14 protein-coding genes, 1 tRNA gene and 1 pseudogene are annotated in these 15,189 nt (G+C 62.3%); 3 read left to right on the top strand and 13 right to left on the bottom strand.

Features of this window, described 5'->3' with window-relative positions; all coding sequences use genetic code 11:
• Positions 1 to 5: 5 nt before the first annotated feature.
• Together carB and greA are read left to right on the top strand one after the other, a co-directional pair.
• Entirely contained in the window at positions 6 to 3,329 is a 3,324-nt protein-coding gene (gene carB, locus G6N82_RS01600) for a carbamoyl-phosphate synthase large subunit (RefSeq protein WP_165193079.1), read from the top strand.
• Between the two features lie 113 nt (positions 3,330 to 3,442).
• Entirely contained in the window at positions 3,443 to 3,919 is a 477-nt protein-coding gene (gene greA, locus G6N82_RS01595) for a transcription elongation factor GreA (protein ID WP_165193077.1), read from the top strand.
• Positions 3,920 to 3,940: 21 nt separating this feature from the next.
• On the opposite strand, the gene G6N82_RS01590 is transcribed toward greA, so the two are convergent.
• From G6N82_RS01590 to G6N82_RS01570, 5 genes are all read right to left on the bottom strand, one after another.
• Positions 3,941 to 4,171, bottom strand: a complete 231-nt coding sequence (locus G6N82_RS01590; protein ID WP_165193075.1) for a DUF4170 domain-containing protein — start codon at positions 4,169 to 4,171, stop codon at positions 3,941 to 3,943.
• Positions 4,172 to 4,248: 77 nt separating this feature from the next.
• The gene (locus tag G6N82_RS01585; RefSeq protein WP_165193073.1) at positions 4,249 to 4,575 is read right to left on the bottom strand and encodes a hypothetical protein; all 327 of its coding nucleotides are present in this window, start codon (positions 4,573 to 4,575) and stop codon (positions 4,249 to 4,251) included.
• Between the two features lies 1 nt (position 4,576).
• A complete protein-coding gene (locus G6N82_RS01580; RefSeq protein WP_165193071.1) occupies positions 4,577 to 4,915 on the bottom strand; it encodes a hypothetical protein in 339 nt (112 codons plus the stop codon).
• Positions 4,912 to 5,352, bottom strand: coding sequence for a phage holin family protein (locus tag G6N82_RS01575; RefSeq protein ID WP_165193069.1), 441 nt, complete (start codon positions 5,350 to 5,352; stop codon positions 4,912 to 4,914). The genes G6N82_RS01580 and G6N82_RS01575 overlap by 4 nt, the downstream gene beginning before the upstream one ends.
• Positions 5,353 to 5,373: 21 nt before the next feature.
• The gene (locus G6N82_RS01570) at positions 5,374 to 5,928 is read right to left on the bottom strand and encodes a hypothetical protein (protein WP_206520271.1); all 555 of its coding nucleotides are present in this window, start codon (positions 5,926 to 5,928) and stop codon (positions 5,374 to 5,376) included.
• Between the two features lie 172 nt (positions 5,929 to 6,100).
• Here G6N82_RS01570 and eno point away from each other — a divergent pair, with 172 nt between their 5' ends.
• Positions 6,101 to 7,387: a phosphopyruvate hydratase gene (gene eno / locus G6N82_RS01565; protein WP_165193067.1), complete on the top strand. Its 1,287-nt coding sequence runs from the start codon at positions 6,101 to 6,103 to the stop codon at positions 7,385 to 7,387.
• Here the strand turns inward: eno and ribH are convergent.
• The 8 genes and pseudogenes from ribH to G6N82_RS01525 all read right to left on the bottom strand — a co-directional run bounded on the left by ribH (position 7,384) and on the right by G6N82_RS01525 (position 15,058).
• Positions 7,384 to 7,806, bottom strand: a complete 423-nt coding sequence (gene ribH, locus G6N82_RS01560; protein WP_165193065.1) for a 6,7-dimethyl-8-ribityllumazine synthase — start codon at positions 7,804 to 7,806, stop codon at positions 7,384 to 7,386. The two genes, eno and ribH, sit on opposite strands and share 4 nt — an antisense overlap.
• Positions 7,807 to 7,810: 4 nt before the next feature.
• Positions 7,811 to 9,055 (bottom strand): 3,4-dihydroxy-2-butanone-4-phosphate synthase, encoded by a 1,245-nt coding sequence (gene ribB, locus G6N82_RS01555; protein ID WP_165193063.1) that lies wholly within the window; start codon positions 9,053 to 9,055, stop codon positions 7,811 to 7,813.
• Between the two features lie 116 nt (positions 9,056 to 9,171).
• A tRNA-Lys gene (locus G6N82_RS01550) sits at positions 9,172 to 9,247 on the bottom strand.
• 97 nt (positions 9,248 to 9,344) lie between these two features.
• Positions 9,345 to 10,460, bottom strand: coding sequence for a rod shape-determining protein RodA (gene rodA, locus G6N82_RS01545; protein WP_165193061.1), 1,116 nt, complete (start codon positions 10,458 to 10,460; stop codon positions 9,345 to 9,347).
• Positions 10,457 to 12,537: pseudogene (gene mrdA / locus G6N82_RS01540) on the bottom strand (penicillin-binding protein 2). Before mrdA ends, rodA begins: the two are co-directional and overlap by 4 nt.
• Positions 12,537 to 13,097 carry a rod shape-determining protein MreD gene (locus tag G6N82_RS01535; RefSeq protein ID WP_241255154.1) on the bottom strand — a complete coding sequence of 187 codons (561 nt, stop codon included), beginning with the start codon at positions 13,095 to 13,097 and terminating at the stop codon, positions 12,537 to 12,539. The pseudogene mrdA and the gene G6N82_RS01535 overlap by 1 nt, the downstream one beginning before the upstream one ends.
• A complete protein-coding gene (gene mreC, locus G6N82_RS01530; RefSeq protein WP_165193059.1) occupies positions 13,094 to 13,999 on the bottom strand; it encodes a rod shape-determining protein MreC in 906 nt (301 codons plus the stop codon). Before mreC ends, G6N82_RS01535 begins: the two co-directional genes overlap by 4 nt.
• Positions 14,000 to 14,014: 15 nt before the next feature.
• Positions 14,015 to 15,058: a rod shape-determining protein gene (locus tag G6N82_RS01525; protein WP_165193057.1), complete on the bottom strand. Its 1,044-nt coding sequence runs from the start codon at positions 15,056 to 15,058 to the stop codon at positions 14,015 to 14,017.
• Between the last annotated feature and the right edge of the window lie 131 nt (positions 15,059 to 15,189).

Below are 15,189 nucleotides of genomic sequence, written 5' to 3'. Positions count from 1 at the left end.
TTTAGATGCCCAAACGCACTGACATCTCCTCGATCCTCGTCATCGGCGCCGGCCCGATCATCATCGGCCAGGCCTGCGAGTTCGATTACTCCGGAACGCAGGCCATCAAGGCCCTGAAAGAAGAGGGCTATCGTGTCGTGCTGGTCAATTCGAACCCGGCCACGATCATGACCGATCCCGAGTTTGCCGACGCGACCTATATCGAGCCGATCACGCCCGAAATCGTCGAGAAGATCATCGCCAAGGAACGGCCCGATGCGGTGCTGCCGACCATGGGCGGGCAGACCGCGCTCAACTGCGCGCTGGCACTGTTCAACAACGGCACGCTGGAGAAGTACGGCGTGCAGATGATCGGCGCCGATGCCGATGCGATCGACAAGGCGGAGAACCGCCATCGTTTCCGCGCGGCGATGGACAAGATCGGCCTTGAAAGCGCGCGGAGCGGCGTAGCGCACACGGTGGAAGAGGCCTTTGCGGTGCTCGAACATACTGGGCTGCCCTCGATCATCCGACCCAGCTTCACCCTGGGCGGCACCGGCGGCGGCATCGCCTACAACAAGGCTGAATTCGAACGGATTGTGCGCGAAGGGCTCGACGCCTCGCCCACCACCGAAGTGCTGATCGAGGAATCGCTGCTGGGGTGGAAGGAATACGAGATGGAGGTCGTCCGGGACCGGAACGACAATGCCATCATCATCTGCAGCATCGAGAATGTCGATCCGATGGGAGTGCATACCGGTGACAGCATCACCGTCGCCCCTGCGCTGACGCTGACCGACAAGGAATACCAGATCATGCGCACCGCCAGCATCGCGGTGCTGCGAGAGATCGGGGTCGAGACCGGCGGGTCGAACGTGCAGTTCGCGGTCAACCCAGCCGACGGACGCCTGATCGTGATCGAGATGAACCCGCGCGTGTCGCGCAGCTCGGCATTGGCTTCCAAGGCGACCGGTTTCCCGATCGCGCGCGTCGCCGCCAAGCTTGCGGTAGGCTATACGCTGGACGAGATTACCAACGAGATCACCGGCGCTACGCCGGCATCGTTCGAGCCTACCATCGACTACGTGGTTACGAAGATCCCGCGCTTCGCCTTCGAGAAGTTCAAGGGCGCCAAGCCGGAGCTTGCGACTGCGATGAAATCGGTCGGCGAAGTGATGGCGATCGGCCGTAACTTCCAGGAATCGGTGCAGAAAGCGCTGCGCGGGCTGGAGACGGGCCTCGACGGGTTCAACCGCGTGCCGTCGCTCGAAGGCGTCTCACGCGAAGTGCTCACCGCCGCGCTCTCGCGCCGCACGCCTGACCGGCTGCTGTATGTGGGGCAGGCCTTTCGCGCGGGTATGAGCGTCGAGGAAATCCACGCGGTTACATCCTATGATCCGTGGTTCCTGCGCCAGATCGAGGAGATCATCGCTGCCGAGAAGCAGATTTCCGCAGATGGCTTGCCGCGCGATGCGGCCGAGCTAAGGCGCCTGAAATCGATGGGCTTTTCCGACAAGCGGCTCGCCACTCTGGCGGTGCGTTCGGTCGGCGTAGCGGGCGGGCTGGGCGAGACCCAGGCCAAGCGTTCCGGCCTGCTGCACGACGCACTGCAGGCGATGGCCGGTGCGACCAGCGAAGACGAGGTGCGGGCGCTGCGCAACAAGCTGGGCGTGCATCCGGTATTCAAGCGGATCGACAGCTGCGCCGCCGAGTTCGAGGCGATCACGCCCTATATGTACTCGACCTATGAAGCGCCCAGCTTTGGCGAGCCGGAGTGTGAGGCGGACCCGAGCGACCGCAAGAAGATCGTCATCCTCGGTGGCGGGCCAAACCGGATCGGGCAGGGGATCGAATTCGACTATTGCTGCGTCCACGCCTGCTTTGCGCTGGCTGAAGCCGGGTTCGAGACGATCATGGTCAACTGCAACCCGGAAACCGTCTCGACCGATTATGACACGTCCGACCGGCTCTATTTCGAGCCGCTGACGGCGGAAGACGTGCTGGAAATCCTGCGCGTCGAACAGTCGAAGGGCGAGCTGGTCGGCGTGATCGTGCAATTCGGCGGGCAGACCCCGCTGAAGCTGGCGCAAGCACTCGAGGATGCAGGCATCCCGATCCTGGGCACCTCGCCCGATGCGATCGACCTCGCAGAAGACCGTGAGCGTTTCGCGCGGCTCGTCAACAAGCTCAAGCTCAAGCAGCCTGACAATGGCATCGCTTACAGCCGCGATGAGGCGGCCGCCGTTGCCGCGCGGATCGGCTATCCGGTGCTGCTGCGCCCGTCCTATGTGCTGGGTGGCCGCGCGATGGAGATCGTCGACAGCGAGGCGCAACTAGATGACTACATCCGCACCGCTGTGAACGTGTCGGGTGACAGCCCGGTGCTGGTCGACCAATATTTGCGCGACGCGGTCGAATGCGATGTCGATGCGCTGTGCGATGGCAAGGAAGTGCGCATCGCTGGCGTGATGCAGCATATCGAGGAGGCCGGCGTCCATTCCGGCGATAGCGCCTGCACCCTTCCGCCCTATTCGCTGCCGAAGTCCATCATTGAGGAGATGGAACGCCAGGCAGAGGCGCTGGCGCATGCGCTCAAGGTCGTCGGCCTGATGAACGTGCAGTTCGCGGTGAAAGACGGTGAGGTCTATCTGATCGAGGTGAACCCCCGCGCCAGTCGCACCGTCCCGTTTGTTGCGAAGGCTATCGGACAGCCTGTGGCGAAGATCGCCGCGCGGGTGATGGCGGGCGAATCGCTGAGCAATTTCGAGCCGTTCAAGCGCGATCTACCCTATATGGCGGTCAAGGAAGCGGTGTTCCCGTTCAGCCGTTTCCCGGGCAGCGATCCGGTGCTCTCTCCCGAGATGAAATCGACCGGCGAAGTGATGGGCATCGACCGCAGCTTCGAGGCGGCGTTCCTGAAGTCGCAGCTGGCGGCGGGGATGGTGCTGCCGACCGAAGGCACGCTGTTCGTTTCGGTCAAGGACACCGACAAGGCGCCGATCCTGGGTGCGGTACGGACGCTGATCGAGCAAGGCTTCCGCGTGATCGCGACCGGCGGCACGCAAAGCTATCTGGCGGAGCAAGGCCTGCCGGTTGAACGGGTGAACAAGGTGGCCGAGGGTCAGCCGCATATCGTCGACAAGATTATCGATGGCGAAGTCGATCTGATCTTCAATACGACCGAGGGGTGGCAGAGCCTGCTGGACTCGAAATCGATCCGTGCATCGGCGCTGGAAAAGAAGCTGCCGTATTACACCACGGCGGCCGCATCGATCGCTGCAGCAAACGCAATTCATGCGGTAAATGCAAGCCAGCTTGAAGTCCGCTCGTTGCAGGACTATTATAGTTAGCGACAAACAGCCCTTTTCCCGACATCCCGACGTTGACAAGGCCGCCTCGGCAGAAGCGGCCACGTTGGAAATGACTGTCTTTTCAGGGGGGAGGGCGCTGAAGGAAAGACTGGATGGCTACGATGGAAAAGGTTCCGATGCTGGCAGAAGGCTATGAGCGGCTTACCGCCGATCTCAAGACCTTGCGTGCGGAACGGCCGAAAATTGTCGAGGCGATCGAAGAAGCGCGGGCGCATGGCGATCTTTCGGAGAACGCCGAATATCACGCCGCCAAGGAGCGCCAGGGCCAGGTCGAGGCGCAGATTGCCGAGCTGGAAGACAAGGTCAGCCGCGCCCAGATCATCGATCCCACCACACTTTCGGGAGACAAGATCATCTTCGGCGCGACGGTGACCCTGCTCGACGAGAACGACAAGCCGGTCAAATACCAGATCGTCGGCCAGACCGAAGCTGAAGCCAGCCGCGGCCGTATCTCCTACAATTCGCCGATTGCGCGTGCGCTGATCGGCAAGCAGGTGGGCGACGAGATCGAGGTGACCGTGCCTTCGGGCGACAAGTTCTACCTTGTCGACAAGATCGAATTCATCTGATCCGGCTTGCGCCGGCGCGCCTTAGGCGTCCGGCGTCAGCAACCGGTGGATGTGCACCACCACATATTTCATTTCGGCATCGTCGACGGTGCGCTGGGCATTGGCGCGCCATGCCTCGACCGCGGCGTCATAGCTGCTGAACACGCCGACGACGTGCAAGCTTTCGGGATCCTGGAACTCCAGCGTACGGGGGTCTTTCACGCGCCCACCCATGACCAGGTGCAGGCGCTGTTTTGTCTCGGTTTCAGCCATGATGTCCTGTTTCCTTGGAGAGAATGGCGCGCCCCATAGCGGAGCCAGCGCGTCTGGCAAGGGGCAGGGGCGCTGACCTAGCCGGATGGTTGGTCTTTTTCTTCTTCGCTGCGGTGTGAGGCGCGCTCATACAAGGCTACCGCGAAAGCGATGGCGGCATCGGTTGCGAACCGCCTGAAAACACCTGTTGCGGCGGCAGCTTTCTTACCCCGCTGCGACAGCGAACCCAGTGTGAGGCCGACGGCGACAGCGCCCGCAAGCACAACCAATGGGTTGGCCTTGGCAAAGCCGATCACCTGATCAGCTGCCTCGCGTGCATAGTTGCTCGCCGGGTTCTCCGAAAGGCGGTTCTGCGCCGTTTCGATGCGCTGGCGCAGGGCATTGCGTTTGTCTTCGCTGGCCATATCAACCTTCCGTTTCGTCGACGATCTGATCATTCGGGGTGTCTTCCGCATCGCCCGATCCAAGCAGCTCCGTGACGAAATTCATGATTGGCTCACGCGCGAACCAGAGTGCGGCGGCCACCGCCCCGATAACGGCTGCGGCTATGCCATGACTACGCGCTGATCCAGCGGCGCGGTCTGCGGCGAGAAGTGTCTCGCCGCTGATGCGGTTGGCCAGTTGCTCGCCGATGCGTTTCCCTGATGCTGCTTCCCGCACGCGCAGGAACTGGTCGAGCACGATGGATCGTGCGGTGTTGCGCAGGCTGCGATCCTCCTCGAGGCGGCGCTTCAGGTCGTTCATTCGCCGTTGCCCTTGGTGTCGCCTTCGAAGGCTTCGCCGATCTCGCGGGTCGAAGCCTGCATCCGCATCGCCAGAATGAACGCCCCAAGCAGCAGCAGGCCAACCACAATCGCCGTGGCACCCCAGGCTGTGACGTGCGGGGTCAGCGCGATCACCAGCCCGACCACCAGCGCGATTAGCGCGAGGTGGATGAAGGCCAGCGCGAACAGGCCGGAAACCACCGCGGACTTGCTGCGATTGGCGGCAAAGGCGAGCCGGGTCTTCTGGAATTCGACTTCGGCCTGGACGAAATTGCGACCGTCCGAAACCAGCGCGGCCACGTCATCGATCAAGTTGGGGCCGGTGCGCGCCTCACCGCCCTCGTCGCCGCGCAATGCGGCGTCGAGTTCGTCATCGACAGCCAGCGGACGGGGATCGGCTTGATCCTCCTCACGCATCTCCAGCCCCCTAACCCGCGGTTAGCCGCGCCCGCCGCGGAACAGCCGTGCGACAAGGAAGCCGAGCACAGCGGCGATCCCGAGCGCAGTGCCGGGGCTCTTGCGAACGAATTCGCGGGCGTCATCGCCGATTTCCTCGACGCTCTTGGAGTCCAGCTTGGCGCTCGCTTCCTGCAGGCTGCGCGATGCCTTGCGGGCATAATCGCCGTATTGCTCGCCAACCTTCTCGTCGATCTGCGGCGCGGTGTCAGCCACGATCTTGCCGAGCGACGCCAGAGCGTCACTGGCGCGCGTCTTGCCTTCAACTGCCAGGTCGCTGGCCTTTGCTTTCACTTCGCCGCCATAGTTCTTTGCTTCTGCCACCAGATCGGTTCCTTTCTCTCGGGCCTGTTCGCGATAGGCACCGGCGCGCACGCCAGCCTCTGCCTTCAGCGCTGCCGCACCGGCGCGAGCCTCGTCAAGCGCGGCATTGAAGCGGGACTTCGCTTCTGCCTTGTTGTCCACCGGAGCAGCGGCCTTGGGCGCCTTCTTGGCGGTGGTCTTCTTCCTGGTCTTGGTTTTGGTCGTCGCTGCCATGATCCGTCCTTTGCCTTGTAATTTCATCATTTCCGGCACGAATACGATTGCCGGGGCCGTTAATAAAGCAACGCGGCTTGCGCGGCGATGTTCCGGCGCATAGAGCGCTGCCTACCTCCCCGATATGGGGGTGTCTTAGCCAATTACAACACATCGAGCCAGGAGCCTGTCCATGACCGCGATTATCGACCTGCACGGCCGCGAAATCCTTGATAGCCGAGGCAACCCGACTGTGGAAGTCGATGTGCTGCTGGAGGACGGAAGTTTCGGACGAGCCGCTGTTCCTTCGGGGGCGTCGACCGGCGCGCATGAGGCTGTTGAACTGCGCGATGGAGACAAGGCGCGTTACAAGGGCAAGGGCGTGCTCAAGGCGGTGGACGCGGTCAACACCGAGATCGCCGATGCGATCCTGGGTCTCGATGCCGAAGACCAGCGCGACATCGACCTGACCATGATCGAACTCGATGGCACCCCCAACAAGGGCCGGATCGGCGCCAATGCCATCCTCGGCACCAGCCTGGCAGTGGCAAAGGCGGCGGCCAATGCGCGGGGCCTGCCGCTCTATTCCTATCTCGGCGGTGTTGCCGCGCATGTGCTGCCCGTGCCGATGATGAACATCATCAATGGCGGCGAGCATGCCGACAATCCGATCGACATCCAGGAATTCATGATCATGCCGGTGGGCGCGAACTCACTCGCTGACGCAGTGCGCTGGGGTTCGGAGATCTTCCATACGCTCAAGTCCGCCCTTTCGCAGAAGGGGTTGTCGACCGCTGTTGGTGATGAAGGCGGTTTCGCGCCGGATCTCGCCAGCACCCGCGCCGCGCTCGATTTCATCATGGCCTCGATCGAGCAGGCCGGGTTCAAGCCGGGCAGCGAAGTCGCGCTAGCGCTCGATTGTGCCTCGACCGAATTCTTCGCCGATGGCCGCTATGACATGGCGGGCGAGGGCACCTCGCTCTCGAGCGAGGAAATGGCGGACTATCTTGCCGCGCTATGCGCCGATTACCCGATCCGCTCGATCGAAGACGGGATGGGCGAAGACGACCTCGAAGGCTGGAAGATCCTGACCGACAAGATCGGCGGGAAGGTCCAGCTGGTTGGTGACGACCTGTTCGTGACCAATCCGGCACGCCTGTCGATGGGCATTGGCAAGGGCCTGGCCAACTCGCTGCTGGTCAAGGTCAACCAGATCGGATCGCTGACCGAGACGCTCGCAGCCGTCGAAATGGCGCACCGTGCGGGCTACACTTCGGTGATGAGCCACCGCTCCGGCGAGACCGAGGATTCGACCATCGCCGACCTCGCGGTCGCGACGAACTGCGGGCAGATCAAGACCGGCTCGCTGGCACGGTCGGATCGCTTGGCGAAGTACAACCAGCTCATCCGGATCGAGGAAGAACTGGGCGCCAGCGCAGTCTATGCCGGCGCGCAGTGCTTCGGCCGGTTGGCGATTTAAGCCCCGAACCGCTCCTGCAATGCGAGTAGTGCGATGGCGGCCTTGGCCGCCTCGCCGCCCTTGTCCTTCTGCGCCGGATCAGCGCGGACGATCGCCTGCTGCTCGTTCTCGGCCGTCAGGATGCCGTTGCCGATCGCAATCCCGTCCATCGTCAGCGCCATGATCGCACGTGCGCTCTCGCCCGCGACGATTTCGAAGTGATAGGTCTCGCCCCGGATGACAACGCCAATCGCAACGAAGCCGTCGTAGCTGCCGCTTTCGGCAGCGAGCGCGATCGCGCCCGGGATTTCGAGCGCGCCGGGGACGGTGATCACCTCCACCTCATGCCCGGCCGCTTCAAGCGCGCCCTTGGCACCTGCGATAAGCATGTCATTGAGGTGCGCGTAAAAGCGGGCTTCGACGATCAGGAAACGGGCCATTTGTTCACTCCGGAATGGGCATGTGGCCAACGATGTTGAGGCCATAGCCTTCGATCGCGACAACATTGGGTTGCGAATTGCTGAGCAGGATCATGTCATGGATCTTCATGTCGGCCAGGATCTGCGATCCGATCCCGACATTGCGCAGTTCGTCATCTTCACAGTAGCTGCCGGTGGCGGATCGGTCGCGCAGAACCACGATCACGCCTGATCCGTGGTCGCCAACCGCCTGCATTGCGCGCTGGAGGGTGCGCTTGCGCGGGCCGGGTTGCCCCAGCACATCGTCCAGCACGGAGACCGGGTGCACGCGGGCCAGGGTCGGCTCGCCCGGCACGACATGCCCCTTTTGGAGGACGAGCGCCTCACTGCCATCGACCTTGTTGCGATAGGTGAGCAGGCGCCACTGGCCACCATAGTCGGAATCGAAGCTGCGCTCGCTGACGCGCTCAACCAGATGGTCATTGCGGCGCCGGTATTCGATCAGGTCGCGGATGGTTCCGATCTTCAGGTCGTGTTTGCGCGCGAAGACGATCAGGTCGTCGAGCCGCGCCATCGTGCCGTCCTCATTCATGATCTCGCAGATCACGCCCGAGGGATTGAGGCCCGCCAGTCGGGAAATGTCGACCGCCGCTTCGGTATGCCCCGCGCGCACCAGCACTCCGCCGTCGCGTGCTGTGAGCGGGAAGACATGCCCGGGGGTGACGATATCGTCCGGACCCTTTGAGGCGTCGATTGCGACGGAAACGGTCCGCGCCCGGTCAGCTGCGGAAATCCCGGTGGTGACGCCTTCCTTTGCCTCGATCGAGATCGTGAAGGCGGTTTGCATGCTTTCCTTGTTGTTGCGGCTCATTGGCTGCAGGCCGAGCTGCTTCACCCGCTTGCTGTCCAGCGCCAGGCAGATCAGCCCGCGACCGTACATCGCCATGAAATTGATCGCATTGGGAGTGGCCATCTGCGCCGGAATGATCAGGTCGCCTTCGTTCTCGCGATCCTCGTCATCGACAAGAATATACATGCGCCCGTTGCGCGCTTCGTCGATGATTTCCTCGATGCCGACAAGGGCGGGGCGATCACCGCTGTGGAGCAGGAAGTTTTCCAGCTTGGCCAGCGTTTCTGCAGTTGGGTTCCAGCTATTGTCCGTGCAATCCCGCAGCGTATTGGCGTGCAGGCCTGCGGCGCGTGCCAAACCGGCCTTTGTCATTTCGCCCGAGGATACGATTGCGCGAACGCGCTCGATTGTAGATGTCATGCTGACGTGATATCACATTATGATGTGATGACAAGTCGGTCATTGTGACAGTGGAATGTGAAATACTGCAAGAGGCCGGGATGGCGATCCTGCGTACTCTTTGATCTGGAAGGGGATGGTGGACGCACTAGGGCTCGAACCTAGGACCCGCTGATTAAGAGTCAGCTGCTCTACCAACTGAGCTATGCGTCCACACTGGCGAATTTCCGCTGGCCCGGCGAATCGCCGGGAGGCGCTCATATAGCGCTGATTGCGATAAAGGGAAGGGGCTGCGAATGGCTGCTTTCAATCAGCTCAATCCGCGGCGGGGCGTGATCCGGTTCCAGCGGTTCACCATCATCAATACGCCGATGCAGATCATGTTGGTCATCATCGAAGAACCGCCATGGCTCATGAAGGGCAAAGGGATACCAACGACTGGCGCGAGGCCCATCACCATCATCAAATTAATCGCGATATAGAAAAAGACCGTCGCCACCATGCCGCCAGCGAGCAGTCGCGCAAACCGGTCTTGCGACTTCAGCGCCACGCCCCAACCCCATCGCAAGATTACCGCGAATATGATCAGGACAAACAGTCCCCCCAGCAGGCCCCATTCCTCAGCCATGGTCGCAAACACGAAATCGGTGTGCGGCTCCGGCAAATATTGCAGATGGCTTTGCGAACCTTCGTTGAAGCCCTTGCCGCTGAATCCGCCGGAGCCGATCGCGATCTTGGATTGAGTGATGTGATAGCCTGAGCCAAGCGGGTCGCTTTCGGGATCAAGGAAGGTTGTGACCCGGCGGCGCTGGTAATCCTTGAGACCGAAGAAATAGGCAAGCGGCGCGGCCACCGCTGCCAATACGCCGCCAAGAACGAACCAGCGCATCGGCAACCCAGCCAGCAGCATCACCACTGCTCCGCCAAATCCGATCGCAAGTGCGGTGCCGAGGTCGGGCTGCATCAGCACCAGCGCCATCGGCGCGCCGACAAAGCCGGCCGGCACAGCTAGTGCCTGCCAGCTGCCGATCATTCCGGCGGGCAGCGTCGAATAGAATCGTGCAAGCACCAGCACGACCATTGGCTTCATGAGTTCGGAGGGTTGCAACTGCATGAAGCCGAGGTTGAGCCAGCGCTGGCTGCCGCCTCCGACAAAGCCGATCGCCTCGACCGCGACCAGCAAAAGCAAGACGACGCCATAGGCGGGATAGATCATCAGCTTGACGAAATCCGCCGGGAGTACGGTGATGATCGATGCCATCACCAGGAACACCGCGAAGCGGAGGAGGTGCGATGATGCGAAGGGATCCATCGACCCGCCGGCTGCGGAATACAACACAGCAGCGCCGAAGCTTACCAGCATAAACAGTGGGATCAACATCGCCCAGGGCTGCCGGGCGATCGGTTCGGGGATCAGCGAGTTCATTCCGAAACCTGCCCAAGGATCTGATCGACTGGATTGGGTCTGGGCGCACCGGCCGGGTTGGCCTCCGGGCGCGGAGTGACTGCGTCGTCGGCAATTTCTTCGGCTTGTGTCGCTGCAACACGGGCCTCAGCCTCGACCTGGTCGAAAATCTCTTCACTGCGCCGCGGGGCAGGGGGGGACGAACTCGCCTCGCTCCGACGCGTACGCCGCATACTTGGCCGCAAGCCGCTGCTGCGCGTTCCCGCCCCACTGTGCCTCGAGCGCTTTCAATGCCTCCAGGCCCTTTGCCGGGTCGAACATGAAGGTCATCACGTCGCGCGCGATCGGATAGGCCGCGCCCGAGCCGCCGCCATGCTCGATCACAACCGCGCCGGCATAACGCGGGTTGTCAAACGGAGCGAAAAAGGTGAACAGCCCGTGGTCGCGATATTTCCAGGGCCCGCTTTTGCCGTCTGATTTGTTGAGCGAGACGACCTGCGCGGTCCCAGTCTTGCCGGCCATCAATATGTCATCCAAAGGCAAGCGGCCCCTTCCGGCAGTGCCAGGGCCGTTGACCACATCGCTCATGGCCTGGCGCACATAAGCAACATGGTCTGCCGGAAAGTCGACCTGGTCAAAACCCTTCGGCGGGGTATCCAGTGTTAATCGGGGCATCACATGATGGCCGGTTGCAAGCCGCGCCGCGCTGACGGCCAGCTGCAAAGGGCTTGCGAGCATGTAACCCTGGCCGATGGTGGCATTGACCGTGTCGAAAGCCTGCCATTCGCGCCCGAATTTGGCGAGTTTCCAGGCTGGATCGGGCACAGTGCCGTAGAACTGGCTGGTGACGGGAAGGGGGGAATTCCTCGCCCAGACCGCAGCGCTTGTTCATTTCCGCGATTGGATCCATGCCCACGCGTTGCGCCATGTGGTAATAATAAACATCACAGCTTTGGTAGATGGCCTTGGCCATATTGACGTGGCCATGACCGCGCCGGTTCCAGCACCGGAACACGCGGTTACCGACACGCAGGCCTCCGCCGCAGAAAACGGTTTCTTCAGGGTCGACCTGTTCTTTCAATAGCGCCATGGATACCATGGGCTTGACCGTCGACCCCGGTGGATACAGCCCCTTCAACACCTTGTTGCGCAGCGGCACCCGCTCATCATCACGCAGCATCGCGTATTCGATGCTACCAATCCCGTCGGAAAAGCTGTTGGGATCGAAGCTGGGCATCGAAGCCATGCATAGGAGGTCGCCCGTGCGGCAATCCATTACCACGACCGAACCGGATTCGAGGCCGATCCGGCGTGCGGCATAATCCTGCAGCGGGCCATCGATCGTCAGTCGTACCGCATCGCCCTGGATATCCTCGCGCGTTTCAAGGTCGCGCACGATCCGGCCCGAGGCGGTTACCTCGACCCGCCGTGCACCCGGCACCCCGCGCAGGGTCTGCTCGAACTGCTTCTCCATCCCGTCCTTGCCGATCTTGTAACCGGGCGTGATCAGGAGCGGATTTCGGTCCTTCTCGTACTCCTCGGCAGAGGCTGGTCCGACATAGCCGATCAGGTGGCCCACGCTGGGGCCGGTGGGATAGAAGCGCGAGAAGCCGCGTTGTGGCACCACGCCCTGCAGATCGGGCAGGCGCACGCTGAGCGCAGCGAACTGTTCGTAATCGAGCCGACTGGCGACCTCGATGGGCTGGAAGCCGCGCGCGCTGGCGATTTCCGTCTTGATGTCGGCGATCCGGTCGGGCTCAAGCGACAGCAAGGCGCCGAGCCGGTCAATGGTGGCGTCGGGGTTTTGCAGTCGCTCCGGGATCACATCGACGCGGAAATCGGCGCGATTTGAAGCCAGCGGTGCTCCGTTCCGGTCTAGGATCCAGCCCCGGCGAGGGGGGATCAGCGTCAGATTGACCCGGTTGCTTTCGGCTTCCGTGCGGTATTTCTCGTTCTCGGCGATCGCGAGATAGGACATGCGGACAGCCAGCAGTACGCCGACCCCTCCCATCATTGTGCCAACCACGAAGCTGCGCCGGTCGAAGCTGTTCTTGAGCTGGGCGGCGGTAAAGGAAGAGCGCAAGCCAAGCCGGTCCATCACTTGACCTCCCGGATCCGCAGCAGCCGGAGCCGGTCAAACCATGCAACCAGCCCTGCAACCATCGGGTATAGCAAGACCGCACTCAAGAGCACTGGCAAGGTCGAAACGAGCACCGGCCCGCGCAAGGGAGCGCCGGAAAACATCACGGCCAGCACAATGTAGGCTGCCGTCGCCACCGCAGCTGCAGCCCAGTCCTGCCAGAAACCGCGCCATGGCCAGCGTGCTTCGATCCATTCGAAAATCAGCATCGTCATGGACCATAGCAGGATCGCGCAGCCAAAGGGTTGCCCGCTGAACAGGTCGTCGAATGCCCCAAGTGGCAGCCCGATCCAGCTGGGCATCAGGCCTGGGCGCATCAATCGCCATCCGACCAGCATCATGAAGCCGAGCGGCGGTACAGCTGCACCCACCGGTGCCACGAACAGCAGCGGCAGCATCGATGCCAGCGCAATCGTGGCATAGGGAACCGTGTTGGCCAGCAATGGGGATGGCTCGCGGTTGATCCGCTTGCGATAAGGGTTGGGCCGCGTGCGAGGGGTGGTGTCAGGCCGGATCACGTGCCCGCGCCCGGTTCGCTGATCGCTCTGTCGGGCGTCTGGCCTGCGGCCTCGACCTGGCGCGGCTGCCAAACGGGTTCAACCCTGACAAAATCGGTGCCGGAGGGTTCGGCGATCATGCGCGCCAGCCCGCCATCGGGCCGCACTTCGGTCAGCACGCCGACGGCTGTTCCCGGACGGTAGTAGCCGCCGGCACCGCTGGTGACGAAGATATCGCCAGGCTTCAGAGGATTGATGCCAAGATTGATGAGGCGGATACGCAGGAAGCCGTCGCCCCGGCCTTCGGCAAAGGCGATCAGACCGTCGCTGGCGCGGCGGATCGGCAGCACGCTTTCGCTGTCGGTCAAAAGGAGCACGCGCGAAGTCGTGTTGGCAGTCTCAAGCACCCGGCCAACGACCCCGCGCGCCGAACGCACCGGCATACCCGGTTTCACGCCGTCGCGCGCGCCCGCCCCGATATAGGCAAAACGCCGCGCGCTGCTGGCGGTGGAGCCGACTATGGTTGTGACCGCAATTGCAGGTTGTTCCGCATCATCGAGCTTGAGCAAACCCTTCAGCCGCGCATTTTCCTGGGCTGTGGCACCGGCCTCTGCCAGGCGGATGCGGGCCAGCTCCAGTTCCTTGCGGAGCGCGGCATTCTGGCTGCCGGCACGAAAATAACCGGTGATCGTGTCCAGGATTCCGCCCGCACCGCCGCGTGCGGCAGCGGCAGCTTGCCCCGCAGGCTCGACCGCGTCAGCAGCGGCGCCGCGAAGGCCGCTGGTTGCGCTTGGCTGCCATAACGAAATGCCCAGCAGGATTGCGCCGATCAACGCACCGATCGCCGCGACCACATAGCTTGTGAAAAGCGAATACTGCGCCCTGCGCGAATGGCCCGAGCGCCGGGATGAATTTGGCGCCATGGCGATCTGCTTCCCTTATTCCTGCATCAAGACGCCGCGATAGATCGGATCTTCCATGGCGCGCCCCGTGCCAATGGCAACGCAGGACAGCGGGTCTTCGGCAATGCTTACCGGCAGGCCGGTTTCTTCGCGCAGGTGTTCATCGAGGCGCTTGATCAGCGCGCCGCCGCCGGTCAGCACGATGCCCTGGTCAACGATGTCCGCAGCCAGTTCGGGCGCAGTGTTTTCCAGCGCGATCCGCACGCCTTCCACGATTGCCCCGATCGGCTCGGAGAGCGCTTCGGCGATATGCGACTGGTTGATGGTGATTTCCTTGGGCACGCCGTTCACCAGGTCGCGTCCCTTGATCGCGAAGGTCTCGCCGATCCCGTCTTCGGGCATCACGGCGATCCCGTAATCCTTCTTGATCCGCTCTGCCGTGGCATCGCCGATCAGCAGGTTATGGTGGCGACGGACGTAGGAAATGATCGATTCGTCCATCTTGTCGCCGCCGGTGCGCACCGAGGTGGTATAGGCGAGGCCGCGCAAGGAAAGCACCGCAACTTCGGTTGTGCCGCCGCCGATGTCGACTACCATGCTGCCGACCGGTTCGGTCACGGGCATGTCAGCGCCGATTGCTGCCGCCATGGGTTCGAGGATCAGGTAGACTTCCGATGCGCCCGCGTTCGAGGCAGCGTCACGGATTGCGCGCTTTTCGACCGAGGTGGCGCCCGAAGGCACGCAGATCACGATTTCGGGATAGCGGAACAGGCTGCGCTTGCCGTGCACCTTGCGGATGAAGTGCTTGATCATCTCTTCCGCGATCTGGATATCCGCGATCACCCCATCGCGCAGCGGGCGGATGGCCTGGATTGTGTCCGGCGTCTTGCCCATCATCATCTTCGCATCGTCACCCACGGCCTTGACGCGCTTGTCGCCATTGATCGTCTCGATCGCGACCACCGAAGGCTCGTTCAGGATGATGCCTTGGTCCTGCACATAAACGAGGGTGTTGGCCGTACCCAGGTCGATGGCCATGTTGTGCGAACCGAATTTCAGGAGATTGGAAAAGAAGCTCATTTCAAGGTGCAATTTCGAAATAGGAGACCGCTTTGGCTGCCATTCTGCCGCGCGCTGCGATCCGCGATGGACGGGATGCTTGCGGCTCTAGTCGATACGCCTGCAAAAGGCCAAAATATTTGTTCACAGGA

It is taken from the genome of Altererythrobacter sp. BO-6, from assembly GCF_011047315.1.
Taxonomy (GTDB): Bacteria; Pseudomonadota; Alphaproteobacteria; order Sphingomonadales; family Sphingomonadaceae; genus Erythrobacter.
Note: the sequence above shows the minus strand (reverse complement) of the source record. Positions and strands in the feature narration are given on the sequence as shown.

Coding starts and splice junctions, on each gene's coding strand:
- carB (WP_165193079.1), top strand. CDS start 6: ATGCCCAAACGCACTGACATCTCCTCGATCCTCGTCATCGGCGCCGGC.
- greA (WP_165193077.1), top strand. CDS start 3,443: ATGGCTACGATGGAAAAGGTTCCGATGCTGGCAGAAGGCTATGAGCGG.
- G6N82_RS01590 (WP_165193075.1), bottom strand. CDS start 4,171: ATGGCTGAAACCGAGACAAAACAGCGCCTGCACCTGGTCATGGGTGGG.
- G6N82_RS01585 (WP_165193073.1), bottom strand. CDS start 4,575: ATGGCCAGCGAAGACAAACGCAATGCCCTGCGCCAGCGCATCGAAACG.
- G6N82_RS01580 (WP_165193071.1), bottom strand. CDS start 4,915: ATGAACGACCTGAAGCGCCGCCTCGAGGAGGATCGCAGCCTGCGCAAC.
- G6N82_RS01575 (WP_165193069.1), bottom strand. CDS start 5,352: ATGCGTGAGGAGGATCAAGCCGATCCCCGTCCGCTGGCTGTCGATGAC.
- G6N82_RS01570 (WP_206520271.1), bottom strand. CDS start 5,928: ATGGCAGCGACGACCAAAACCAAGACCAGGAAGAAGACCACCGCCAAG.
- eno (WP_165193067.1), top strand. CDS start 6,101: ATGACCGCGATTATCGACCTGCACGGCCGCGAAATCCTTGATAGCCGA.
- ribH (WP_165193065.1), bottom strand. CDS start 7,806: ATGGCCCGTTTCCTGATCGTCGAAGCCCGCTTTTACGCGCACCTCAAT.
- ribB (WP_165193063.1), bottom strand. CDS start 9,055: ATGACATCTACAATCGAGCGCGTTCGCGCAATCGTATCCTCGGGCGAA.
- rodA (WP_165193061.1), bottom strand. CDS start 10,460: ATGAACTCGCTGATCCCCGAACCGATCGCCCGGCAGCCCTGGGCGATG.
- mreC (WP_165193059.1), bottom strand. CDS start 13,999: ATGGCGCCAAATTCATCCCGGCGCTCGGGCCATTCGCGCAGGGCGCAG.
- G6N82_RS01525 (WP_165193057.1), bottom strand. CDS start 15,058: ATGAGCTTCTTTTCCAATCTCCTGAAATTCGGTTCGCACAACATGGCC.